General features: G+C 33.9%; 23 protein-coding genes. 12 read left to right on the top strand and 11 right to left on the bottom strand.

The genetic code is table 11. From position 1 onward, the window contains the following. The first annotated feature begins 11 nt into the window (after positions 1-11). Positions 12-707 (top strand): response regulator, encoded by a 696-nt coding sequence (locus BC952_RS03035; protein WP_121364192.1) that lies wholly within the window; start codon positions 12-14, stop codon positions 705-707. 61 nt (positions 708-768) lie between these two features. On the opposite strand, the gene thiL is transcribed toward BC952_RS03035, so the two are convergent. Continuing rightward, on the bottom strand, positions 769-1,815 hold the full coding sequence (gene thiL / locus BC952_RS03040) for a thiamine-phosphate kinase (protein WP_121364193.1): 1,047 nt from the start codon (positions 1,813-1,815) through the stop codon (positions 769-771). Positions 1,816-1,920: 105 nt separating this feature from the next. Here thiL and BC952_RS03045 point away from each other — a divergent pair, with 105 nt between their 5' ends. Further along, positions 1,921-2,853, top strand: a complete 933-nt coding sequence (locus tag BC952_RS03045) for a 1-phosphofructokinase family hexose kinase (protein WP_121364194.1) — start codon at positions 1,921-1,923, stop codon at positions 2,851-2,853. Positions 2,854-2,926: 73 nt separating this feature from the next. Here the strand turns inward: BC952_RS03045 and lepA are convergent, their stop codons facing one another. The 6 genes from lepA to BC952_RS03070 all read right to left on the bottom strand — a co-directional run bounded on the left by lepA (position 2,927) and on the right by BC952_RS03070 (position 7,715). Beyond that, complete coding sequence (gene lepA, locus BC952_RS03050) at positions 2,927-4,723, bottom strand: translation elongation factor 4 (RefSeq protein WP_091166283.1); 1,797 nt, start codon at positions 4,721-4,723, stop codon at positions 2,927-2,929. A gap of 110 nt (positions 4,724-4,833) precedes the next feature. Then, positions 4,834-5,205, bottom strand: coding sequence for a hypothetical protein (locus tag BC952_RS03055; RefSeq protein ID WP_121364195.1), 372 nt, complete (start codon positions 5,203-5,205; stop codon positions 4,834-4,836). 8 nt (positions 5,206-5,213) lie between these two features. Beyond that, the gene (locus tag BC952_RS03060) at positions 5,214-5,690 is read right to left on the bottom strand and encodes a DoxX family protein (RefSeq protein WP_121364196.1); all 477 of its coding nucleotides are present in this window, start codon (positions 5,688-5,690) and stop codon (positions 5,214-5,216) included. A gap of 20 nt (positions 5,691-5,710) precedes the next feature. Continuing rightward, positions 5,711-6,376, bottom strand: a complete 666-nt coding sequence (locus BC952_RS03065) for a GIN domain-containing protein (RefSeq protein WP_121364197.1) — start codon at positions 6,374-6,376, stop codon at positions 5,711-5,713. A 134-nt stretch (positions 6,377-6,510) separates the two neighbouring features. Continuing rightward, entirely contained in the window at positions 6,511-6,702 is a 192-nt protein-coding gene (locus BC952_RS14905) for a helix-turn-helix domain-containing protein (RefSeq protein ID WP_208639973.1), read from the bottom strand. Positions 6,703-6,749: 47 nt separating this feature from the next. After that, positions 6,750-7,715 (bottom strand): AraC family transcriptional regulator, encoded by a 966-nt coding sequence (locus BC952_RS03070; RefSeq protein ID WP_208639966.1) that lies wholly within the window; start codon positions 7,713-7,715, stop codon positions 6,750-6,752. Between the two features lie 150 nt (positions 7,716-7,865). Between BC952_RS03070 and BC952_RS03075 the strand changes: the two genes are divergently transcribed. Genes BC952_RS03075 through dusB form a run of 3 tightly spaced genes read left to right on the top strand, consistent with a single transcriptional unit; the run spans position 7,866 to position 10,922 of the window. Next, positions 7,866-9,146, top strand: coding sequence for a putative DNA modification/repair radical SAM protein (locus BC952_RS03075; RefSeq protein ID WP_121364198.1), 1,281 nt, complete (start codon positions 7,866-7,868; stop codon positions 9,144-9,146). Then, on the top strand, positions 9,124-9,891 hold the full coding sequence (locus tag BC952_RS03080) for a TIGR03915 family putative DNA repair protein (protein WP_121364199.1): 768 nt from the start codon (positions 9,124-9,126) through the stop codon (positions 9,889-9,891). Before BC952_RS03075 ends, BC952_RS03080 begins: the two co-directional genes overlap by 23 nt. Before the next feature lie 38 nt (positions 9,892-9,929). Continuing rightward, positions 9,930-10,922 carry a tRNA dihydrouridine synthase DusB gene (dusB, locus tag BC952_RS03085; protein WP_121364200.1) on the top strand — a complete coding sequence of 331 codons (993 nt, stop codon included), beginning with the start codon at positions 9,930-9,932 and terminating at the stop codon, positions 10,920-10,922. 36 nt (positions 10,923-10,958) lie between these two features. On the opposite strand, the gene BC952_RS03090 is transcribed toward dusB, so the two are convergent. From BC952_RS03090 to rbfA, 3 genes are all read right to left on the bottom strand, one after another. Then, positions 10,959-12,386: an MATE family efflux transporter gene (locus BC952_RS03090; RefSeq protein ID WP_121364201.1), complete on the bottom strand. Its 1,428-nt coding sequence runs from the start codon at positions 12,384-12,386 to the stop codon at positions 10,959-10,961. A gap of 166 nt (positions 12,387-12,552) precedes the next feature. Further along, positions 12,553-13,752 (bottom strand): ABC transporter permease, encoded by a 1,200-nt coding sequence (locus BC952_RS03095; protein WP_121364202.1) that lies wholly within the window; start codon positions 13,750-13,752, stop codon positions 12,553-12,555. Positions 13,753-13,755: 3 nt separating this feature from the next. Beyond that, the gene (rbfA, locus tag BC952_RS03100; protein ID WP_091166278.1) at positions 13,756-14,148 is read right to left on the bottom strand and encodes a 30S ribosome-binding factor RbfA; all 393 of its coding nucleotides are present in this window, start codon (positions 14,146-14,148) and stop codon (positions 13,756-13,758) included. Positions 14,149-14,372: 224 nt separating this feature from the next. Here rbfA and BC952_RS03105 point away from each other — a divergent pair, with 224 nt between their 5' ends. From BC952_RS03105 to BC952_RS03130, 6 genes are all read left to right on the top strand, one after another. Beyond that, positions 14,373-17,522 carry a UvrD-helicase domain-containing protein gene (locus BC952_RS03105; protein ID WP_121364932.1) on the top strand — a complete coding sequence of 1,050 codons (3,150 nt, stop codon included), beginning with the start codon at positions 14,373-14,375 and terminating at the stop codon, positions 17,520-17,522. Between the two features lie 47 nt (positions 17,523-17,569). Continuing rightward, a complete protein-coding gene (kbl, locus tag BC952_RS03110) occupies positions 17,570-18,763 on the top strand; it encodes a glycine C-acetyltransferase (RefSeq protein ID WP_121364203.1) in 1,194 nt (397 codons plus the stop codon). A gap of 112 nt (positions 18,764-18,875) precedes the next feature. Then, on the top strand, positions 18,876-20,309 hold the full coding sequence (locus BC952_RS03115; protein ID WP_121364204.1) for an OmpA family protein: 1,434 nt from the start codon (positions 18,876-18,878) through the stop codon (positions 20,307-20,309). A 62-nt stretch (positions 20,310-20,371) separates the two neighbouring features. Beyond that, positions 20,372-23,137 (top strand): PD-(D/E)XK nuclease family protein, encoded by a 2,766-nt coding sequence (locus BC952_RS03120; protein ID WP_121364205.1) that lies wholly within the window; start codon positions 20,372-20,374, stop codon positions 23,135-23,137. Positions 23,138-23,203: 66 nt separating this feature from the next. Beyond that, a complete protein-coding gene (locus tag BC952_RS03125) occupies positions 23,204-23,443 on the top strand; it encodes a hypothetical protein (protein ID WP_121364206.1) in 240 nt (79 codons plus the stop codon). Continuing rightward, positions 23,440-24,111, top strand: coding sequence for an ATP-binding cassette domain-containing protein (locus BC952_RS03130; protein WP_121364207.1), 672 nt, complete (start codon positions 23,440-23,442; stop codon positions 24,109-24,111). Before BC952_RS03125 ends, BC952_RS03130 begins: the two co-directional genes overlap by 4 nt. Here BC952_RS03130 and BC952_RS03135 read toward each other — a convergent pair. Then, complete coding sequence (locus tag BC952_RS03135) at positions 24,108-24,890, bottom strand: alpha/beta fold hydrolase (protein WP_121364208.1); 783 nt, start codon at positions 24,888-24,890, stop codon at positions 24,108-24,110. The genes BC952_RS03130 and BC952_RS03135 overlap by 4 nt on opposite strands. Positions 24,891-24,996: 106 nt before the next feature. Here BC952_RS03135 and BC952_RS03140 point away from each other — a divergent pair, with 106 nt between their 5' ends. Next, positions 24,997-26,217 (top strand): AbiH family protein, encoded by a 1,221-nt coding sequence (locus BC952_RS03140; RefSeq protein WP_208639967.1) that lies wholly within the window; start codon positions 24,997-24,999, stop codon positions 26,215-26,217. The last annotated feature ends 13 nt before the right edge of the window (positions 26,218-26,230 follow it).

Raw genomic sequence — 26,230 nt, forward strand, 5'->3', positions numbered from 1 at the left:
CTTACAAATAAATGACAATTGATTCAACTGCAGACATCATAATCAAAAATAACATATTGATTGTTGATGACCATCCTTTTATAATTGAAGGGTATAAAAATGCAATAACACGCTACCATCCAGAGCAATATCATTTTTATATTGATCAGGCTAAAGATTGTCAATCTGCATATAACATTATTACTAATCCGGATACTCCGGTATTTGATATCGCTTTTTTGGATATTAGTATGCCCCCGTATGCAGAAAAAAATATTTATTCTGGTGAGGATTTAGCAAAATTATTATCGCAATATATGCCGAATTGCAAAGTTATTCTGCTAACCATGTTCACGGAACTATTAAATATAAAAACCATTATAAATACTATAAATCCGAGTGGGCTGGTTATAAAAAATGATTTAACGTTTGATGAATTACTTTTTGCATTCGATAAAGTTTTAAAAAATAACAAATATTATAGTGAGTCGGTTTTGAAAATGCTGAATCAATCTGAAGAAAATACGATACAAATTGATCAATTTGATAAACAAATTTTATTTCATTTATCAAAAGGTACTAAGTTAAACGATATTACGCAATACATCCCGATTTCATTAGTCGCAATTGAAAGAAGAAAACTTAACCTAAAAGAGTTATTAAAGATAGAAGGCGGTAGCGATATCGACTTAGTCCGTGAGGCAAAAAATAAAGGATTGCTTTTCTAAATTTTCTTAAATAAAAAACGACACCTAGTAAGTGTCGTTTTTTGTGTTGTTTAATGAATTTTTATTCAGTTAGAGCATCCCAACCACGTGCTTTTAAAGCAATTTTGGTATTGGCACGAGTTACTAAATGAATGCCTTCGCTTTCTTGTGTCATGTGCCCAATAATAGTGAAATTTGGATTTGCTTTGATTTTTTCAAAATCTTCCATGGCAATGGTGAAAAGCAATTCATAATCCTCGCCTCCGTTTATGGCAACTGTTGTACTGTCGATATTGAATTCTTCACAAACATTAATAAATGTTGGATCGATAGGTAATTTGTCCTCATATAAATTACAACCCACTTTGGACTGTTTGCACAAATGCATGATTTCAGATGACAATCCATCCGATATGTCAATCATTGAAGTTGGTTTTATTTCTAAAGCATGCAATAAAGTACGGACATCTTTACGTGCTTCCGGTTTCAATTGACGTTCTATAAGATATGTATACGCATCTAAATCAGGTTGTGAATTTGGATTCACCTGAAAAACTTGCTTTTCTCTTTCTAAAACTTGCAATCCCATATACGCAGCACCAATATCACCGGTAACTACTAATAAATCAGTTTCTTTAGCACCGTTTCTATAAACAATCTCCTCTACATCTGCTTCGCCAATAGCAGTTATACTGATGATTAATCCTTTTTGTGATGAGGTTGTATCTCCCCCTATAACATCAACATTATATTCACGTGCTGCATGCGTAATTCCTGCAAATAATTCATCTAAAGCTTCCAAAGGAAAACGATTGGATACCGCAACAGAAACCGTAATTTGTGTTGGTTTGGCGTTCATCGCGCAAATGTCTGAAACATTGACTACAACTGCTTTATAGCCCAAATGTTTTAAGGGCATGTAAGCCAAGTCAAAATGTACTCCTTCAATCAGTAAATCCGTAGAGATAACGACCTTTTTATCTTTGAAATCCAAAACGGCAGCATCATCGCCAATCCCTTTTAGAGTAGAAGGCTGGTTGATTTCAAAGTTTTTTGTCAAATGGTCTATCAATCCAAATTCTCCTAATTGGGCAATACTTGTACGTTGTGGGCTTTTATCTTCGATCATTATTTTTATTGTTTTGAAGTTGCAAATATACAAAGAAATATTTGCCTCGAATTGCATCAATTTTCGCCATTTTTTCGCATCTTTAAGTAATTAAAATCATCAACAATGGAATCATTTGATATTGTTACTATAACAGTTAACTCGGCTTTAGATAAAAGCACCCATTTTAAAGGCTTAGTTCCAGAACAAAAAATACGTTGTGAGGAACCGCGGTTTGATGCTGGTGGAGGCGGAATCAACGTATCTAAGGCAATCTCCCGTTTGGGCGGAACTTCGTTGGCGGTTTTTACATCTGGCGGACCTACAGGTAAAATGCTGGAAGAATTGGTTAGTAAAGAATCGATAGCCTATGAAGCAGTTGCCGTGGAAAGTTGGACCAGAGAAAGTTTTGTAGCTGTGGATGATAATACGAATTCTCAATACCGTTTTGGATTTACCGGAGGAAAAATTTCCGAAGAAGAAAGCGAAAGAATTTTAGAAACCATAGCAGCTTTAAAATCAAAATTCCTAGTAGCCAGCGGTAGTTTGAATGAAGGTTTGTCAGCCGATTTTTATTCAAAAATCGCAGAAATTGCAAAAAAAACAAATGCTAAATTAATTGTGGATACTTCAGGCGAAGCATTAAAAAAAGCCTTAGAAGTGGGTGTTTATATGATCAAACCAAATGTTGGTGAACTTGCAAAACTAATTGGCGTAGAGCGATTGGAGCTAGAAGAAGTAAACGAAGCCGCAAAACAAATAATTGCTAAAGGTGGCGCTGAAATCGTAGTCGTTTCTCTAGGTCCACAAGGTGCAGTTTTGGTAACGAAAGATTCTTACGAATTTGTTCCAGCTCCCAATGTGGCTAAAAAAAGCACAGTAGGTGCCGGTGACAGTATGGTGGGTGGAATGGTTTGGGCGCTTTCGCAAAATAAAAGCCTGAAAGAAGTAATCCGTTGGGGAGTCGCTTGCGGTTCAGCAGCAACGATGAATGAAGGAAGCCAATTATTTAAATTCGAAGATGCAAAACGATTGTTTGAATGGTTAAAAGATAAATAAAAACAAAAAAACCTGACAATTTTAACATCGTCAGGTTTCCTCTATTCTCTTTATTCTTTCTTCTAAAAAAAATCTAATCATTCAGCTTCAAAACAGCCATAAATGCTTCTTGTGGAATTTCAACATTTCCAACCAGTCTCATACGTTTTTTACCTTTTTTCTGTTTTTCCAAAAGTTTACGTTTACGAGAAATATCTCCACCATAACATTTGGCAGTTACATCTTTACGTAATGCTTTTATCGTTTCACGCGAAATAACTTTCACACCAATTGCAGCTTGAACAGGAATGTCAAATTGCTGACGTGGAATTAATTCTTTTAGTTTCTCACACATTTTTTTACCAATAGAATATGCATTATCGGCATGCATCAAAGAGGATAAAGCATCAACAATGGTAGCGTTCAATAAGATATCTACTTTAACCAAATTAGAGGTTCGCATCCCAATTGGCGTGTAATCAAAAGAAGCATATCCTTTAGAAACTGTTTTCAAACGGTCATAAAAGTCAAATACAATCTCTGCCAAAGGCATGTCAAAAGTCAACTCGACACGTTCGGTAGTCAAATACGTCTGATTGGTAATCAACCCACGTTTTTCGATACACAAACTCATTACATTTCCAACATAATCGGATTTGGTAATGATAGTTGCTTTTATAAAAGGCTCTTCAACATGATCCAAACGAGAAGGCTCCGGCAAGTCCGAAGGATTATTTACGATAAGCGGTGTTGTAGGGTCTTTTTTTGTGTAAGCTAAATATGAAACGTTGGGAACGGTAGTAATCACAGTCATGTTAAACTCTCTCTCCAAACGCTCCTGAATAATTTCCATGTGCAACATTCCCAAAAATCCACAACGGAAACCAAACCCCAAAGCTGCTGAACTTTCCGGCAAAAATACCAACGAAGCATCATTCAACTGCAGTTTTTCCATAGAGTTTCTCAACTCTTCATAATCTTCAGTATCTACAGGATAAATTCCCGCAAAAACCATTGGTTTTACATCTTCAAAACCAGTAATTATATTGGTAGTCGGGTTTTTCGCATCTGTTAGCGTATCACCCACTTTTACTTCTTTTGCTTCTTTGATCCCAGAAATTAAATATCCAACATCACCTGCAGAAATTACTTGTTTCGGAACTTGGTTTAGTTTCAAGGTACCAATTTCGTCTGCAAAATATTCATTTCCAGTAGCCATGAATTTTATCTTTTGGCCTTTTTTTATTTGTCCGTTTTTCACACGGAAAATAACTTCGATTCCGCGAAACGGATTGTAATGTGAGTCAAAAATCAATGCTTGTAACGGCTCATCTACATTTCCTGATGGAGGCGGAATTTTTTCGATAATTGCTGCCAATATATTTTCTACACCAAAACCAGTTTTACCCGATGCGTGAATTATGTCTTCTAATTTACATCCAAGTAAATCAATAATATCATCGCTTACTTCCTCAGGATTGGCACTTGGTAAATCGACTTTATTCAAAACTGGAATTATTTCTAAATCATTTTCTAAAGCCAAATATAAATTCGAAATCGTTTGTGCTTGGATACTTTGCGCTGCATCTACAATCAAAAGTGCACCTTCGCAAGCTGCAATCGAACGAGAAACTTCATATGAAAAATCGACGTGTCCTGGAGTATCAATCAAATTCAGAATGTATTCTTGCCCTTTGTAGGTGTATTCCATCTGAATCGCATGACTTTTTATGGTAATACCACGTTCGCGCTCCAAGTCCATATTGTCTAGTAATTGCGCTTTTTCCTCACGAGCAGTAACGGTTTGTGTTGCGCCTAATAATCGGTCAGCAAGCGTACTTTTTCCGTGGTCAATATGTGCAATTATGCAAAAATTCCTTATGTGTTTCATTTTCTGTATCTGTCAATTTTACTGATGCTCTCGCATTTAATTTGCAAATATAAGGTAAAAGTTTGACAGTTGAATTCGATTTAATTATGTGGGGTTTGAAAAATTAAGAATTAAGGATTTGTTTGCTTGTAATTGAATTTTGCTTTGTAAAAAGTAGTGTCTGTTGTGGAGAAATTGACTCTTCGGTTGTCTTGGTTTTCAAATTCTAAACTCTCATTTACCATAAATTTTATTTCAGTAAACGTATAACCAGTTTCAAAAGTAATGGTTAACTGGTATAGACTGTCTTTTTTAATGGCCCTCATTTCACTGCTTTTGCTCCATGATAAGGGTTTGTCATTCCCTTTTATACCCACAGTTTTAATGTTTTTTATTTCGGATGCATCCAATGTAAAAACAACTATTTTGTGATACGTTTTTTGAACGCAACTTGTCAAAATTAAAGAAAGTAATAGTGTTATTATTGCTAGTTTAGTTTTCATAATACGCGTTATTTTTTAGATAATAAATAATCAATTCCAAATTTTCCTGAACCAAGGATTAAATAGAACATTGTTATCCAAAGAAATCCCATTGCGGCAAGACAATTCCATAGTCCGTTGTTGATTTGTTGCATGAAAATAGCAACCAGCATCGTGCAGATAATAAGGAATGATGTTACTCTTGTTTGCAGTCCCAGTAGTAAAAATATGCCGCCAACTGCTTCTGCAAAGGCACCCATCCAAGCAAAGAACGCTGGAGCAATAGCAAAAATTCCTCCATAACTAGCAACATCATTGGGGAACCAAAAAGCGACTTCAAATAATCCTAAATTATTGTCAATTGGTGACCAGGGCATTCCGAATTTTGCTGCTCCAAAATCGAAAGCGAGTAAATATCCACATACAATTCGCGGAATTGTTAAAAATAAATCTTGTGACCAATTTGGTAATAGTATAGGTTTTGTAATTCTAGTGAGTAGTTTCATATTTTTTAGATTTGAATTTGTTAGAGTTTAAGAATTAAATCTCCATTGCCTGATTTTTTTGAGCCCGAATCAAAATTTGCTTTGCCTGTATTTATGATATCGCCATTTCCGGTCAATCTAGCTGAAAGTGTTTCAGAAACATTTACAATTAAATCTCCGTTTCCAGTGCTTTTTAATTCCGCTTTTTTAACGTTAAGATTAGAAGCATCAACATCGCCATTTCCAATTTTAATAATGTCCAAAACATCAACTGTACCACTAATATTGCTATCACCATTTCCAGTATTTTCCAGTTTAAAGTAATGGCCTGAAATATTCTGAACACTCAAATTACTGTTTCCGGAATTTTTAATGACACTCGCTTCTGGCATTGTAATTTTGATTTTTGAATTGTTATTTTCAACATACATTTGATTGTCTTTGTTTCCTTTGAATTGAATTTTTAATTCATTCTCTGAAACATTTTCCGATAGATGTAAAAGACTTTCTAGGTTGTCATCAATTGTAATTAAAATACTCCAAGGTTTACCAATTTCGACTTCGATTTTTCCATCTAAATCTTCAAAATAGACTTTGTCAAAGTTTTTGTAATCGAAGGTTTTTGTAATTATTTTTCCGGAACCCTTTAGTTGCGCATTTGCAAACGACGTAATTGTTAGTACGATTGCGAAGAAGATTTTTTTCATAATTTATGCTTTAGGTTTTGATGCTGTTAGTAATTAACAACAGGGCAAAGTTGGAGCATAAAAAACTGTTGAGCGCTTCAAGTTATAATTTGATACTCATTTTTAAAGTGTGTAAATCGTTAAATAAGTGTATTTTATAGAAAATCTAGATATTCTTTGGGTGTTTTTCCGGTATTTTTTTTGAATGCGCGGTTAAAAGTTGCTTTGGAGTTAAATCCACAATCGAAAGCAATTCCTAGTAAGGTCGATTTTTTATGTTCGCCATTTGCAAAACTATTTTTTACAGCTTCAATTCGGTAAGTGTTGATGCAGTCGTTAAAGTTCATTTGAAAACCTTGATTGATGGTTTTAGAAATTATTGAAGCGTTGGTTTCTAATTTTTTGCTAAATCCGTAAGTGTTAATTCAGGATTTTGATATAGTTTTTGTTCTTGAATCAGCATTTCAATTTTAGATTTCCAATGCTCGATTTCCGGCGAAATAGTTTCTTCAAAAGTTTCATGCTGAATATCAATAATCGTTTCTGTTTCGTTGGGTTGATTTTCACCCAATAAAAGAACAGGTTTTTTATCAAATAATGACATTTTATACGGAATGGACGACAGCACAGGATTAGAATATCCCATGACAGCAATGTAATACATGACAATCGAAAAGAACAAATAAAACCACCAGCTACCTTTGTAAGATTTCATTTCTGGATAAATATATTCAATGATGTCAAAAATAATTGGCAAAACGAGCATTACCAAAAAGGCAATCAAGTACGTTTTTATCCATTTAAACAAAATGGAATCAGCGTAGCTTACCACCTGAAACATTAGTTTTTTGTAGACATTATAATATCGAATACTTAAAATAAAATAAAAAATCATCGAGGCTAAACCTAGTTTTTGATACAATGCATCAAAATCCTTGTCCATTCCGTCTTTATAAAAGTAGTAATCACCATAGATGAACTTATCGTAAATAAAAATGGAGATGATATAAATAAAATAGATACATCCAGGAAGCAAATGACCAATGTCTTTTTTTGAAAATTTAAAAGAAGGATTCAACAAACTTTGCGTGTAAAAAAAGATTACGGGTCCAATAAAAAAGAGATGCTGAAACGGTGTGTAAAACAAAATATCCCGGTACGGTTGATTGTCATACCAGCCACCAAAACCAAGTAGCCAAGGTGCAATGTAGAGACTACATAGAAAAATAAAAAGACTCAGCCAATAATTAGATTTGTTTTCGGTTTTAATAGCTTTAGCAAGTAATAGACAACTGTAAATAATGCCTTGGGTAAAAGAAATAAGTAAAACAGAACTGTAAAATCCAAAGTCAAAGTGCATCTGTGTGTTTTTGTAAAAATAGTATTAATTTATAATCGATTGTTATACTTGGTATTACTTTTTTTTGAGTGTTAATTAACTCAAAATAAAACTATAACAAGTATTTTTATAACTAACTTTGCCTTCCTTTAAAATTAAAAAATACTTCATTTGAACTTCGATAAAATTAAAGAAAAATTAGAAATTCTCGCAGATGCGGCTAAATATGATGTGTCATGTTCTTCTAGTGGCGGCAATCGAAAAAACACTAATAAAGGACTTGGTGATTCGTCAAGTTCGGGAATTTGTCATACTTATACAGAGGATGGGCGTTGTGTTTCGTTATTAAAAATTCTGTTGACAAATTTTTGTATTTACGATTGTGCCTATTGCGTTACTCGAAAAAGTAATGACATTCAGCGCGCTGCTTTTACCGTAGACGAAGTCGTTGATTTGACCATCAATTTTTACCGAAGAAATTATATCGAAGGACTTTTTTTAAGTTCGGGAATTTTCAAGAATGCCGATTATACCATGGAACGTTTGGTTCGTGTGGCCAAAAAATTACGTTTAGAACACAATTTTAACGGATACATTCACTTGAAAAGTATTCCTGGCGCTAGTGATGAATTAATGCGCGAAGCCGGATTATATGCAGATAGGTTGAGTATGAATCTCGAAATTCCCACTGAATCCGGATTGAAATTATTGGCTCCGGATAAAAACCATCAGGACATGATTAAGCCGATGCGTTTCGTGAAAAATGAGTTGATTCAATACAAAGAAGAAAAGAAAAAATTCAAAAGCACACCCAAGTTTGCTCCAGCTGGTCAAAGTACCCAAGTAATTATAGGCGCAACGCAGGAAAACGATTTTCAAATCATTCAGGTTGCGGACCATTTTTATAATAATTTTAATCTGAAACGAGTGTATTATTCCGGTTATGTTCCTGTTTCTAACGATGCTAGATTACCGGCAATTGGCGCTCAGGTGCCGTTGGTTCGCGAAAACAGACTCTATCAAGCCGATTGGCTCATGCGTTTTTATGGCTTTAAAGCCAATGAAATTTTAGAAAAAAACAATCCGTTTCTTGATTTAGAAGTGGATCCTAAGATGGGTTGGGCGTTGCGAAACATCACACAATTTCCGGTAATTATCCAGAATGCTCCACTAGAAATGATTTTGCGTGTTCCAGGAATCGGAGTAAAATCGGCACATAAAATTGTATATGCAAGACGATTCCAAAACTTGACAATGGAACATCTAAAAAAAATTGGCGTATCGGTAAACAGAGCCAAATATTTTATATCAGTAAGCAACGAGAATACCCATTTAAAATTCTTGAACGCCTTGAATTTAAAGGAAATTATTTTGGGTGATATGAAATCCAAGTTTGAGAAACCGTTTGATAATCAATTATCATTACTCAATGACACAACTTTCTTACGATAATACTTTTGAAGGCTTATTGACTGCGGTTTTCGAAATTTATGAATATAAATATCTAGAACCTAAAATCAGTAAAAAAGACGATCTTCAGCAGAATTTATTTGCCGAAAAAATAGAAATCGCTACTGATGTTTCTAAATCGGACAGGGTGATAAAAAAACTCAACGTACAAATTGGAAGTGATGGTGTTCGTTGCATTATTTGGGCTTTTCTCTCCGAAAAACCAGCTGTCGAAGATGTGATTTTCGATGTAATTAATTACGCGGTTCTAAATCCTACTATTAATGTCATGAAGGATTTTTCGAATGAAAGTGTCTTGCAAATTTCTCAACTTACTAAAAATGTTGGTCGTGAGAAGCATCGAATGGAAGCCTTTATTAGGTTCGAACAGTTGAAAGACGGTATTTATTTTGCTAAAATTGACCCTGATTTTGATGTGTTGACTTTGATAATTAGACATTTTAAAAATCGATACCAAGATCAAAAATGGATTATTTATGATTTACGGCGCAAATACGGTGTGTATTACGATTTGAATGATGCCGAAATTGTGATGATGGATTTAGACATCAAATCATTGGACGATAAAAACAATCAAGTTTTCTCAGATACTGAAATCAACTATCAAAAACTATGGTGGGAATATTTTGATCATACCAATATAAAAGAACGAAAAAACACCAAGTTGCACGTTCAACACGTTCCCAAACGCTACTGGAAATACCTAACCGAAAAGAAAATGTTTTAGACTTACAAACATTTACGTATTTTTGCAAAAAAATTCCCTTGATAAAAATAGGCAACATAGAATTACCAGATTTTCCTTTACTTCTTGCACCCATGGAAGATGTGAGTGATCCGCCGTTTCGTAGATTGTGCAAAATGCATGGTGCCGATATGATGTATTCTGAATTTATTTCATCCGAAGGTTTAATTCGTGACGCCATCAAAAGCCGAATGAAATTAGACATTTTTGATTATGAAAGACCCGTAGGAATCCAGATTTTTGGCGGAGACGAAGAAGCTATGGCGTTGTCTTCAAAAATTGTTTCCACGGTAAACCCAGATATAATCGATATTAATTTTGGATGTCCTGTCAAAAAAGTGGTTTGCAAAGGAGCCGGAGCCGGAGTTTTGAAAGATGTAGATTTAATGATTCGCTTAACACAAGCCGTTATTGATAGTACGCATTTGCCAGTTACGGTAAAAACCCGTTTGGGTTGGGATGATAATTCCATTAATATTGATGAGGTTGCGGAGCGTTTGCAAGACATTGGTGTTGCCGCTTTGAGCATACACGCCAGAACTCGTGCCCAAATGTACAAAGGTCATTCTGACTGGTCTCACATCGCCCGTGTAAAAAATAATCCTAGAATCACGATGCCTATTTTTGGTAACGGTGATATCGATTCTCCTGAAAAAGCATTACAGTATAAAAATGAATATGGCATCGACGGAATTATGATTGGTCGCGCTGCCATTGGTTATCCTTGGATTTTTGACGAAATCAAACATTTCTTTAAAACGGGAGAACATTTAGCAAAACCAACTGTTATAGACAGAGTAGAAGCTGTTAGGAATCACCTCACTTGGGCCATGGAATGGAAAGGGGAACGATTAGGAATTGTTGAAACGCGTCCTCATTATACGAATTATTTCAAAGGAATTCATTCTTTTAAAACCCACAAACAAAAATTAGTAACGCTAGATAGACCTGAAGAATTATTCGCTGCTTTAAATGAAATCGAAGAAGCGTATGTGGGATACGAGGTTGTTTAAAATAAAAAAGGCCTAACAATTGTTAAGCCTTTTTTATTATACTTTAATACGTTTCCATTTTCCTCTTTTATAAAGAACGATACTTGCCAAAGTAATTGCGGTTTCGGCTATAGGAATCGCCATAAAAACACCTGTTGGTCCCATTTTATAATATTTGGATAATAAATAAGCCAATGGAATTTGGAATAACCAGAATCCGAAAAAATTAACCATTGTTGGAGTCCAGGTATCGCCAGCTCCATTAAATGTATTAATTAACACCATCCCAATTCCGTAAAAAACATATCCTAAACAAATGGTTTGTAATGCTTCAACGGCAATCCTTTGAATAATAAGATCATCTGTAAAAAATGAAATTAAGGATCTGGAAAAAACTAGGGTAATAACCGTAATAATTGCCATAAAAATAACATTATATTTTGCGGTTGTAAAAACTGATTTTTCGGCACGTTCAATTTTTTTTGCGCCTAAGTTTTGACCTACCAAAGTTGCGGCTGCATTACTTAATCCCCAAGCTGGAAGAATAAAAAACATCATGATGCGCAATGCCGTTTGATATCCCGCTGAGCCATAATCTCCACCGGTTGTGGCCACTAATTGAGCCAGAAATATCCAACTGCAGGAAGCAATTACAAATTGTAATACTCCAGGAGCAGCGATTTTTATCAATGCTTTAATTTGTTCCAAATCTGGGTAAAAATAAGAAGGGATAATTTTTAGAATTCCTCGACCATTAAATAAATGATACAATTGGTAGAAAACACCAATACTTCTTCCGATAGTTGTTGCCATTGCAGCACCCATCAACCCAAAAGCGGTAATTGGGCCAAATCCATTAATTAATATGGGACATAAAATAATGTTACAAATATTAGCCAGCCATAGACTTTTCATGGCAATGGCAGCATTTCCAGCGCCACGGAATATTCCGTTAATAAGAAATAAAAGCATTATACATAAACTCCCGCCCATCATAATGCGAGTGAAGTCTACTCCGTATTCAGCAGCTTCGACGGAGGCTCCCATCAATAACAAAATATCTTTGGCATAAATAAAACCAAAAATGCTAATTATAGTATTAATAACAAAAGCAATGATGATGGCTTGCATTCCCGCTTTTGCAGCAGCAACAGGATCTTTTTCACCAATCCGACGAGCAACAACGGCAGTGGCGGCCATGCTAATTCCGATAGCAAGAGAATATACAATAGTGATTACTGATTCGGTCAAACCAACCGCTTGAATAGCATAACTGCTTTGTTCTAAATGACCGACAAAATATAAATCGACAAGAGCGAAAACCGATTCCATAAGCATTTCCAATACCATCGGAATGGCTAGAAGAATTACTCCTTTTTTGATGCTTCCAGAAGTGTAATCAAAAGATTCGTCTCCTTTGATAGCTTGTTTTAATGTTGTGAAAATTCGAGAAAATAAGTTTTTTTCTAATGTTGTTTCTGTCATGATAAATTAGGATTAATGAGAAAATCAGTCCAGACTTATTAGCTGAACTTAAAAGTAAATAAAGTGGTCCTAATTATTTTAAAATTAAAGAAGGACTAGACAGAAACTATCATAGCGTTTAGATTTTTTGAAAGGTAAATGTAAATATTCTTTTTAATAAAAAAAATTATTCCAACAACTTCTTACTCACGCGACTGCTTGCAATCAGCGAAGCGACAAAGCCAAGCGTAACAATCGTTCCCATGACAATTAGAACATTTTCGAGAGAGAAAATCACTGGATATGCAAGTGTAGGAGTAATCATAATCAGTTGAAAATGTTGTTGTAATAACACGATTATAATCCCTAAAACGAGTCCGATAATTCCGCCGAAAACGCTCAATAAAGTGCCTTGAAGCAGGAATATTTTTCGTAAATCTTTGATTTCGGTTCCTAGGTTAAAAAGGGTTTTAAGATTTCCTTTTTTATCTAAAATCATCATAATCAACGCGCCAATCAAATTAAAAAGCGCCACAACAATTACCAAAGTAAATATTAAATACACCGCAATATTTTCGGTATTCAACATTTTATAGAGCGATTCGTTAAGTTGTGCCCTGTTTTTTACGGTGATTTTATTGTTGAAAATGGTTTGAAGTTTGTTGATGATTGAATTTTCATCAGCACTAGGTTTTACTTTGATTTCAATTCCAGAAACCTGATTGGTTTTGTATTCTAATAATTCCTGCGCTAAACCTAAATCAGCAAAAACATATTTCGAATCTAAATCTTCACTTATGGCGTAAATGCCAACAGGGATAATGTCGGTTTTGTTAAACGCTTGTTCTTCATTCTCAATGCTGCCTTTTCCTGCCTTTGGAACCATTACTTCCAATTGGTTATTAAAATCGAGTAAACCCATCGAAAATTTCTGGGCAATTCCATAACCCACAACCACTTGATACGTATCAGGTTTCAACCATTGTCCGTTGAAAAGCTTTTTTTCGATTGCGTTAACCTTGCTGAAATTAGCATCAACACCTTTTAGATAGGTAACTTCCTGTTTTCCGTTAAAAGTGAATAAGACCCGCTCTTCAATTATTTTGGTATACGAAGCAAGACCGTCAATTTTCTTGATTTGGCTTTCCTGAACGGGAGAAATAAGAAATGATTTCCCTAAAGTGCTGCTTATTTTAAGGTCGGGATCAATGTCATTGGTAAACGAAAGACTAAAAACTTTCAGTCCGCTAAAAACAGACAAGACTACAAATAAAGCCATCGCGCCAACAATAATTCCCATACTGGCAATGCGATTGATGATATTTATAGCGTTGTTTTTACTGTTACTAAGAATATACCGTTTGGCTATATAAAGAGGGAAATTCAAATTTTATTGAAATCTGCGTTTGTCCAAAAGATCTCTGTTTTCAATAGGATTATCTCTATTTGCTAACGCATTGTCAATCTTTTCGATGTAATCCAAAGAGTCGTCTATAAAGAAAACCAAATTAGGAACTTTACGCAATTGCAAACGAACACGTTGTGATAAATCATGTTTTATGTTTTTAGCATTGGACTTAACCGCCTCTAAAATTTCTTTTGCTTTCTCCTGAGGGAAAACACTTAAATGCACTGTAGCTACTGATAAATCTGTAGTTACAGTAACCTTGGATACCGAAATGATTAAATTAGCCAATCCGTTTTTTCTCACTTCACCTTGCAGAATATCAACCAAATCTTTTTGGATAACCCCACCTATTTTTTTCTGTCTATTTGTTTCCATGCTGCAAAAATACTACTTTTAAGTTTTATCCCGAAGTTTCGGGACAATTTTTAAAAACAACCTAGCAATAGTTGTGTTTTTAGGAGCTATTTCCTGCTGTTTACTATATCTTTCCTGCCGAACACCGGCAAGAAAGGATGCCGTTTCCATCAGGGCTATGGGGAATTAGAATGCTAATTCTCAATCAGAAATCCAAAACCGTTAATCAGAAATCTAAAATCGTAATGCAAAGACCTTCCTTCTCCATATATGACGCATCGGCTGGTTCCGGAAAAACGTATGCTTTGGTCAAAGAGTATTTAAAAATTATTCTTGTTGCCAAAAAAAATGATGCCTATCGCAATATTCTGGCCATTACGTTTACCAACAAAGCGGTGCACGAAATGAAAAGCCGAATTGTAGGCAGTTTGTCTGAATTTGCCAAAGAAGATCCAAGTGGGAAAGCGCAAGATTTAATGCAGGACCTGGCCATAGATACGGAATTATCCATCATTCAAATCAAAACCAAATCGCAACAAATAATCAAGCATATCATTCACAATTATGCTGCTTTTGATATTTCGACCATAGATAAGTTCACGCATAAAGTGATTCGTGCTTTTGCACATGATTTGGGTTTGCCGATGACTTTTGAAGTGACTTTGGATACCGAAAATCTTCTCGTTGAAGCCGTCGATGCCATAATCGCACAGGCTGGTGAAGATGAAACACTTACGGAATTATTGATTAATTTCACGATAGAAAAAACCGACGATGATAAATCTTGGGATATTTCGCGAGAAATTCTCGATACCGGTCGTTTGGTTCTCAATGAAAATAACAGAAATGAAATCACGCATTTTCAAGATAAATCCATCGCTGAATTTGTTGAGATAAAAAAGAAACTAGCCGAAGCTTGTAGAGTTTTAGAAAAAGAAACTGTGGTTTTTGCAGAAGAAACATTGTCGTTAATAGACAAAAATGGAATTGACACTAAATCATTTTCAGCGGGACATTTTCCAAAACATTTGTTGAGTATTCAAGAAGGAAAATTCAATCCAAAAAACAAAACCTATCACGAATTTGATGATATAAAAATCAATAAAACGGCAAAAGACCGAGCGATTATTGAAAACATAATCCCAGATTTATTGCAGATTTTGGACCGGATTTATAAAACTTTCGAAAAAAGAGATTTCTACAAAGCTTTTCTTAAAAACATTACGCCTTTGTCATTGCTAAATACAGTCAGCAATGAATTAGCAAAAATTCAAAGTGAACAAAATATACTTTCCATTTCCGAATTTAATGCGATTATTCACAGGGAGATTCAAAACCAGCCGGCACCTTTTATCTACGAAAGGTTAGGAGAAAGATATCGACATTTTTTTATTGATGAATTTCAGGACACTTCCGAAATGCAATGGCAGAATTTAATTCCACTGATTGATAACGCGACTTCCAGCGAAATTGATGGCGAAAAAGGAACATTGATGATTGTGGGCGATCCAAAACAATCTATTTACAGATGGCGTGGCGGAAAAGCCGAGCAATTTATCGACTTGAGTAAAGAACAAAATCCATTTAATAATCCAGAGAAAGTTCTGGAACATTTAGATAAAAACTATAGAAGTTATTCGCAGGTAATTGAATTCAACAATGATTTTTTTCAATTAGTATCGAATGAATTTGAACATTTAGATTATAAAGATTTATATGAAAATCACAGTCATCAAAAGACAAATGATAAAACGGGCGGTTATGTAAATATTTCTTTTATTCCAAAAATAGAAGCTGCAGAAGACGATGAAGAAACTTTGGATAAAACCGAATTATATGTTTTAGCCACATTGAATACGATTCAAAAAGTGATTCGGGAAGGTTTTGAATACAAGGACATCGTGATTCTCACCAGAAAACGAAGTCAGGGAATTGCGATTGCCAATTATTTAACAGAACAAAAAATTCCGCTTTTGTCATCAGAAACCTTGATGATACAAAACGCTACTGAAGTTCGACTGATTATTCATCTGTTGAAATATTTGAAAAATAGTTCTGATTTAGAAGCCAAAGCTAATTTTCTTCAATATTTAGCTCAAAATAGCCAAGATCAATTACCAGTTCATGATTTTATTGCTAAAGGAATGTCTTTGTTTCAAGAAAGTGAATTTGAAAACTGGTTAATGAGTTTTGATGTTTCTCTTTCGTTTCAAAATATTCGAAAAAAATCATTGTATGAGGCTGTTGAGGTTATTATTTCAAAATTCCTAAATCCAAAAATAAGTAATGCTTATGTTCAATATTTCTTGGACATTGTTTTGGAACGAGACATTCGTAATCAAGCGGGAATTTCGGACTTTTTGAATTTTTGGGATAAAAATGCCGAGAAATTCAGCATTCCTTCTCCTGAAGGGAACAATGCAGTTAGGATTATGACCATTCACAAATCGAAAGGTTTGGAGTTTCCGGTTGTGATTTTTCCTTTCGCTGAAGAAGATTACAACAGAAAACCAAAAGATAAACTATGGCTTAACGCCGAAGAGGAAGCTATAGGTTTGCCTAAAGTTTTAATTGATAACAGTATTGCCGTGGAAGGTTTTGGAGAAGAAGCTTCAATGGTTTACAACCAAAAAAAGCAGGAAGAATTATTGGATAATATCAATGTTTTGTATGTGGCTTTAACGCGTGCTGAAGAACAATTGTATGTTATTTCCAATATGAATTTGTCAAGAAAGGGCGAAATTCCAAAAAATAACATGTGTGCTTTTTTTATTAATTATTTGATTAATAAAGGAGAATTTGATGAAGGTAAATTGGAATACGAATTTGGTAATTCAAGCAAATTATCTGAAGAAAAGAAACATGTAGATACTTCTAAAACAATTCCTTTGGTTACAGAAATTCTCAACCCAAAAAACATAAAAATTGCACAACGGGAAGCTCTTATGTGGGGAACGCACCAACAGGAAGCTATAGAATATGGAAATTTGGTTCACGAAATTTTATCTTTTGTAAAAACAAAAGCCGACGTGGATTTAGCGATTACAAAATCTATTGAAAGTGGATTGATAACTTTTGCTCAGAAAGAAATAGTTTTTAATACAATTCAGGAAATTGTCAATCACAGTGAATTAGAAATTTGTTTTGCCGAAGGAAATGAAGTTTTAAACGAACAAACCATAATCCAAAAGCAAGGAAAAACCATCAAGCCGGATAGAATGGCTATCAATAAAGATAAGGAGGTCTTTTTATTGGATTATAAAACTGGAACACACAATCCAAAATACCAATTACAATTGGAGAATTATCAACAGGCAATTGAATTAATGGGATATAAAGTGGTAAAAAAAGCACTTATTTACATCGGAAAAGAAATCGATGTAGTAAATTTGTAGCCTAAAAAGTGAATAATTCGCAAAATTGAACTTTAAAAACATAAAAAATGTACGGAAAAATAAAAGAACATCTTCAAGCAGAATTACAAACTATTGAGGATAACGGAATTTTCAAAAAAGAAAGAATTATAACTTCGCCTCAAGGAGCAGAAATCACTATTTCTACAGGAGAAACTGTTCTGAATTTTTGTGCCAATAATTATCTTGGATTATCATCGCACCCAGAAGTGATTCAGGCTGCTAAAGACGCTTTGGATACGCATGGTTTCGGAATGTCATCAGTTCGTTTTATATGCGGAACTCAGGATATTCACAAAACATTGGAAAGAAAAATTTCTGAATTTTATGGTACTGAAGACACCATTCTTTACGCTGCAGCTTTTGATGCTAATGGTGGAGTTTTCGAACCTTTATTAGGAGAAAACGATGCGATAATTTCAGACAGTTTGAATCATGCTTCTATTATAGACGGTGTTCGTTTGTGTAAGGCGGCTCGTTATCGTTATGAAAATAGCAATATGGAAGATTTGGAACAACAATTAATCAAAGCTACTGAGGCAGGAACTCGTTTCAAATTGATTGTTACCGATGGCGTTTTCTCAATGGATGGTGTTGTGGCTCCTTTGGATAAAATTTGTGATTTGGCCGATAAATATGATGCGATGGTTATGGTAGATGAATGTCATGCTGCCGGATTTATTGGAGCAACCGGAAAAGGGACGCTAGAGGCAAAAGGGGTAATGGGAAGAGTTGATATCATTACTGGTACATTAGGGAAAGCACTTGGAGGTGCAATGGGAGGTTATACTACGGCAAAAAAAGAAATTATTGAAATATTGCGTCAGCGTTCCAGACCTTATTTATTCTCTAATTCTCTTGCTCCTGCAATTGTTGGTGCGTCTATCAAAGTTTTTGAATTATTAGAAAAGGATACTACTTTAAGAGATAAACTGGAATGGAACACTAATTATTTCAAAGCAGGAATGAAAAAAGCTGGTTTTGATATTATTGATGGAGATTCAGCTATTGTTCCCGTAATGCTTTATGATGCAAAATTGTCACAAAAAATGGCAGATGAACTGTTAAAAAAAGGAATTTATGTTATTGGATTCTTTTTCCCAGTGGTGCCTAAAGACAAAGCAAGAATTAGAGTACAACTTTCTGCGGCTCACTCTATAGAGCACTTAGACAAGGCAATTAAAGCATTTATTGAGGTCGGAAAAATGTTAAATGTTGTATAATTCCCACTTTTAATCATGTTTGTAGGTTTTTTTTAACATATTATTTTGTATTTTAAAATTTACGTACTACTTTTGCTTATAATTAACTAAATTGTAATTAAAAAAATTAAGTATGAAACATCTTAACAAACTTTTTGTTGCTGTAATGATGGTGATGGGCTTAAGCTCTCACGCACAAGACAGTAATAATCCTTGGGCTATCTCTTTTGGAGTTAATGCCGTAGACACTAAAACTAGTGCTGGTGGAGGAAATAACTGGCTTGATCGTCATTTCTCTCAACCATTTGCAGTTAAAGACAATTGGAATATTCTTCCTTCAGTATCATACCTTAGTGTATCGAAATACGTAGGTGATAATTTCTCATTTGGACTTTCTGGTTCTGTGAACAAAATCGATAAATATGTGAAATTTGCTCCAACTGCACTTGGTCATGATTCTCGTGGATATGTTGTATCTGATCCAGGAGACTTAATGTACTACGGTATTGATGCAACTATCAAATATAGTATGATGAACTTGATCAATTCTAAAGTGATTGATCCGTCTTTATCTGTTGGTGGAGGTTATACATTTTTTGGTGATAGCAGCTACGGAACTTTAAATCCAGGTGCTGGCTTAACTTTTTGGTTTACTGAAAATGTTGGTTTAGAACTTGCTACAAAATATAAAAAATCTTTTGGTGATAGAGAAGATGCAGCTGGTGTTCCAGATGCTCCATCACATTTTCAACATTCAGCTGGTCTTATTTTCAAATTTGGAGGAAAAGATACAGATGGAGATGGAATATATGACAAAGATGATGCTTGTCCAGAAGTTGCTGGTTTGAAAGAATTCAACGGATGTCCTGACACTGACGGTGACGGTATTCAAGATAGTGCTGATGCATGTCCTGAGGTTGCTGGTTTAGCTGCATTGAATGGTTGTCCTGATACTGACGGAGACGGAATTGCTGATAAAGATGATGCTTGTCCAGAAGTTGCTGGTTTAGCTGCATTGAACGGTTGTCCTGATGCTGACGGAGATGGTGTTGCAGATAAAGATGACAAATGTCCTTCTGTTGCAGGTCCTAAAGAAAATGCAGGTTGTCCTTGGCCAGATACTGATGGAGACGGAGTATTAGACAAAGATGACAAATGTCCTGAAGTTAAAGGTACTGTTGCTAACCAAGGTTGTCCAGAAATTACTGAAGAAGCAATTAAACAATTAAACAATTATGGTAAAACTATCTTGTTTAATTCTGGTAAATCTACTTTTAAACCACAAACTTTCCCAGTTTTACAATCAATGGTTTCTATTCTAAAAGAATACCCATATTCTAAATTCATGGTTGAAGGTCACACAGACAGCGATGGAAGTAATGAATTAAACCAAACTTTATCTGAAAACAGAGCTGCAGCGGTTAAAAATTACTTAATTGAAAATGGTATCGCTACTGATAGATTAAGATCTACAGGTTTTGGTGAAACTAAACCAATTGATACTAATAAAACTGCTAAAGGAAAAGCTAACAACAGAAGAGTTGAAGTATCTTTAATTAAAGAATAATTTTTCCAAAATATTTTTAGAAAACGCCCCGATTTATCGGGGCGTTTTTTTATTTTTATAGAATGACAAATACTTCTTTTTTAGATAAAATAGCCACAATTTTAATTGAAAATTATTTAGGCAATCTTTCCAATACGATTGTAGTTTTACCAAACAAAAGAGCTAAAATATTCCTGATTGAAGCGTTAAAAAATCAAGTCACCACCAATATACTTTCTCCCGAGATAATAAGTATTGAAGATTTTGTGCAAAATATTGCTGGTATTCGTACCATAGATCCTATTGAGCTATTATTTGAATTCTACGAAGTTTACTTATCAATTACTGATAAAGCAAACCAACAATCCTTTGAGTTATTTGCCAATTGGGCGAAAACACTCCTGCAGGACTTCAATGAAATTGATCGATATTTATTAGAACCATCGCATGTTCTTTCGTATCTGAAAGATATTGAAGACATTAAAAAATGGGGAATTGAAGTCGAGAATAAAACGGCATTATTAGAGAAATATATTGATTTTTGGAAATTACTTCCCAATTACTATCAATCCCTTTATACACATTTACTAAACAAAGGAATCGGTTATCAAGGCTTGATTTATAGAGAAGCAGTAAATAACTTAAATCATTTTTCGAATTCGGTAAAAGAAAAACAATTTGTCTTTGCTGGTTTTAATGCGTTGAATGCCGCCGAAGAAAAAATAATCCAACACCTTATCGCTTCTGATCAGGCGAAAATTTATTGGGACGCAGACCAAACCTTTCTAAATGATCCGTATCACGATGCAGGACTCTTTGTAAGACGTTTCAAAGAAAGTTGGAAACATTATAAACAGCATCCGTTTGAATGGATTGTGAATGACTTTTCGAAGACAAAAAACATTCAGGTGATTGGAACACCAAAAACTATTGGTCAGGCCAAAATAGCCGGAAGTATTATCGAGAATGTCATCAATAAAAATTCTGAAGGCAAGTTGGATAAAGTGGCTGTGGTTTTGGGTGAGGAAAATCTTCTAGTCCCGCTTTTATATTCTTTACCGTCAAGCGTTGGTGCTTTGAATATTACAATGGGATATTCGAGTAAGAACAATCCAGCGCAGATTTTGATTGCCAAATTATTCAAAATGCACACGAATGCATTATCCAGAAATGCCAAAAGTTATGTGTTGTATTATAAAGATGTATTGGATATTTTGACGCATCCTTTGGTGGAACCGTATGCAAAAACCAGCTCGCTTGTACATACCATCAATCAAAACAATTATACTTTTATTACGCATCATAAATTGATGGAATTGAATGCAATTCCCAGTGAATTGTTTCTTCTATTATTCCAAAAATGGGAAAAGGGTTCGATTCCGGTATTAGAGACTATTTCTAAATTATTGCAAACCATAAAAGAAAATTTAAGTAACGATAGCGAGGAAGAAAAAATCACCAAGTCTTTTGTATTTGCCATTTTCAAAGTCATCAATAAACTGATTAATTATTATTCGAAACACGAACATATCGATAAAATAGAAACGCTTTATGCCATTTACAAACAAGTAATTGATTTAGCCGAAGTTTCTTTTGAAGGAGAACCGTTGAATGGTTTACAGATTATGGGAGTCTTAGAAAGCCGTGTTTTGGATTTTGACACCGTTATTGTCACTTCGATGAATGAAGGAAAATTTCCTGCGGGGAAATCACAAAATTCGTTTATTCCGTATGATGTGAAACGCGAATTAGGTTTGCCTACATTCAAAGAAAAAGATGCTATTTATACGTATCATTTTTATCATTTATTGCAACGCGCCAAAAATATTTACTTGCTTTATAATACCGAAAGTGAAGGTTTGGATGCGGGTGAAAAAAGTCGATTCATAACCCAACTGGAAGTCGAAAAGCAAAAAAATCATACGTTAACGCACGAAATTTATAATGCAGTTTTACCAGAAACAGCCTATCAACCGATGGTAATTCCTAAATCGGAAAGTGTGATGGTACGATTGAAAGAAATTGCCGAAAAAGGTTTTTCTCCATCGGCATTGACGAGTTATATTAGGAATCCGATTCAGTTTTATTTCCAGAAGATTTTACGCATTAGTGAAGTCGAAGAAGTCGAGGAAAATATTGCCTTGAATACGTTGGGAACTATTATCCACGAAACCCTAAAAGTTTTGTACGAGCCTTTCATTGGTAAATTTATTTCGGAAAGTGATATTCTAAATTGTTTCAAACAAATTGACGCTGAGGTTTTGAAACAGTTTAAATTGGTTTATAAAGAAGGCGAAATCAAAAAAGGCCGAAATTTATTGGCGTTTGAAGTTGCCAAACGAAATGTTTCGAATTTCCTGAAAGTGGAATTGGAAAGTATTAAGAACGGCGATGCAATAAAAATTCTGGCGTTAGAACAAACTTTCGAGCGACCATTAAATCATCCTAATTTGCCTTTTCCGGTATTGATAAAAGGAAATGTGGACCGAATTGAAGAACGCAACGGAATTATTCGAATCATTGATTATAAAACCGGAAAAGTAGAAAAAGCAAGCGTCACTTTGAAATCTTGGAAAGGATTAACCGAAGACATTAAAAGCGACAAAATCATTCAGGTGCTCGCGTATGCTTATATGTATGAACATGAGGCAAAAGGAAAGCCAATTGAAGCAGGAATTATCTCTTTTAAGAATTTAAAAGCAGGTTTTCTTCCATTTAATTTTAAAGAAGACAAAGAAATAAATTCAATTATAAATGAAGAAATTTTGAGTAATTATTTAGAACAAATGGTTCTTTTATTAAGCGAAATTTTAGACGAAAATATACCTTTCGAAGAGAAAATAATTTAAATAGAATTCACAATTAGAAAATTAACCAACATCTTCGAGTTTTACAAAAGTACATTGACGATAAACGTGTCAATAAGTGTTTTGGCATGGGTTTTTGGAGGGTTTGAAACCTTCAAATACGTGCTTATTATTTTTGGTTTCTTCATCAGTATTTTGATAAAAGAAGTAAATGCCAAAAATGAATACCTGTTTTATTACAACAACGGAATTTCAAAAATGCAATTGTTTGTGTATGGTTTTCTGATGAATTTTGTTTTTTCAATGGTGCTGATTTTATTCATTAATGTAGTACTGAAACTCGTATGACTAAAAATATTTTAGAAGTAGACAGTGTTCAAAAACAATATGATGGAAAAATCATAGTTTCCGATGTGTATTTGAAATGTGAAACCACAGATATCATTGGTGTTTTAGGAAGAAATGGTTCCGGAAAATCTACTTTGTTGAAAATCATTTTCGGAATTGTAACTGCCGACTTTAAATTTGTTCGGTTGGATGGTATCGTGAAATCAAAAAACAGCGAGTTGCTAAATGAAATTAGTTATTTGCCTCAAGATAATTTTATTCCAAATTCATTCTCGATAAAAAAGACCATTCAATTGTCTATAGCCAAAGATAAATTGCAGGAATTTTATGCTGATGAAATGATTCAATCAATGCTGAACAAAAAAATAAAACATTTATCCGGCGGAGAATTACGGTATTTAGAGATTAAATTAATTCTGAATAATGCGTCAAAATTTGTTTTGCTGGACGAGCCTTATAATGGTTTGTCGCCCATAATGATTGAAAAAATTAATGAATTAATTACAGAAATGTCCAGTGTAAAAGGTATTATTATCACGGATCATAATTATGAAAATGTGATTAAGGTTTCCACAAAACTGGCGTTGATGAAAGAAGGAAAAATGCACCACTTGAAAGACAAAAGCGAATTGGTTGAAAAAGGGTATTTGAAATCAGGAATGATTTAGATGCTTTTAAAAAATGCCAACAATACAATCAATAACTGGTCTTGGTTCTCAATATGACTCATGTGTCCGTCCGGAAAAGTCACTAATTTTACTGTTGTGTTTTCTATCTGTTCTTTGGTTTCTTCGTAATTTAAAACAGGATCTTTTTCGCCAAGAATTAATAATTTAGGATAGGGTGTAAGATGCAACAACACTTCCCGATCTTGTCGTATTTTCATTCCTTCCAGTGACGCAACGATTCCTTGAAGCGGGGTTTTTAAAGCTTCTTTTTTTACGCTTTCAATTTCGGATGAAAGTCGTTCTCTGTTGGCTTCGCTGAATAAGTTTGCAATAGAAAGTGAAACAAAATTCATAAAAGATTGTTTTACCGCTTTAATAGCTCGATCCCGATTTGTTTTTCGTTCCGCGCTGTCGGCTCTTGCGGTCGAGTTTAACAAAACCAATCCTTTTATGGTGTCAGGATATAATTCGGCGAAAGCCAAAGCGACATAACCACCCATAGAATGCCCGACAAAAATGGCTTTCCTAATTCGCAATTCCGATAAAACAGCGTGAACCGCATCAGCATTATCCTCCATTGTTTGTACGTAACTCAAACATTCCGTTTCGCCATGTCCCAATAAATCAATGGTAATGACGCGGTTCTTTTTAGCAAACTCCGGAATATAAAAATCCCACATGCCTTTGTTTTCCAAGAAACCATGAAGCAAGACAATAGCGGTTCCTTTCCCGGTATCGGAATAGGAGATGTTGGTATTTTTAAAGAGAATTTGTTTCAAAATGGAAATTTAGTCTACAAAAGTAACATTTTATTTTTTTAACCATTTAAGAAATATAAGAGCATGGAAGCAATTGATGGATGAGCTTGTATTAAAAATAGTATATTTGAGAAAAGGATTTTTATTTATGGGGAAGATTTTAATTACAGGAAACGGATTTGATTTATTTCATCATTTACCTACCAAATACGGACATTTTATGTCAATAATGAAAACTATTGAGGATAATAATTTTTCAAAAGATATTTCATTTGAAGATTTATTTGGACTCGAATTTAAAATAGATTCTAAATATGATTATAATGCGATTATAGATAATTATAATGTTGAAAACATTCTATTTAATCATGAAAAATTAAATGGAATAAAGGAAATGTTGAAAGATAATTTATGGTATAAATATTTCTCTAAAATTTTAGAGATTGATACTTGGATAGATTTTGAGGTTGAAGTTGAAAATGTTTTGAAGCAATTTGAAATATTCAATAAACATAAAGATAAGAGAATAATTAAAAAAAATGCATTTGATGATTATTTATTTGACTATACCGATTTTAAATTGTTTCAAATAATTAATGATAAAATGGTTGGTCAAATTCCCTTCACTTTAAATGAAAAATACATCAATAAAAGAAGTAATTCAATTGATATAAGGAAAATGTTGGATGATTTAGCAAAATCATTTGAAGATTTCATTAAGATTTTTAATCGTTATTTAATTGATGTAGTAAGTGTTTTTTATCCGGAAATAATCCAAAAACCTTTAATCCCATTTCAATTAATGGATGAGATTTATACATTTAATTATACACCTACTTTACAACAGATATATAAGGTGGATAAATCAAAAGTGGTTTATTTGCATGGAGAAATAAATGATGATTGTGATAAACAAAATATAGTTTTAGGAATTAGTGAAATGCCAAAAACAATTGAGACAAATAAAGTGATTGATTTTACTAAATATTATCAAAAAATAATAAAGAATTCTAATAAAAAATTCATTCAAATTCCTTCAAAAAATCAAGCATATTCTGAAGAAACCTTTTTTTATATTATTGGTCATTCTTTGGATAATTCAGATAAAGAGTATGTTTTAGATTTATTCGAATTTTTAAAACAGGATACTTTAAATAAATCTAGAATCTGTGTTTTCTATTATGATGATAAAGATCGTGATAGTAAAATTAGAAACTTATTAAATGTTGTTGAAGAGAAACTTATTTCGAAAATGAATAGAGAGGATCGGCTTTCTTTTGTTAAGTTAAATGAAACTAACCTTGAGTTGGAATTTAATAAAATATTGTATAAACATTACGTTTGGTGAATAATAAAACGGC

Origin of the sequence: Flavobacterium limicola (assembly GCF_003634755.1) — a bacterium.
GTDB lineage: Bacteria > Bacteroidota > Bacteroidia > Flavobacteriales > Flavobacteriaceae > Flavobacterium > Flavobacterium limicola.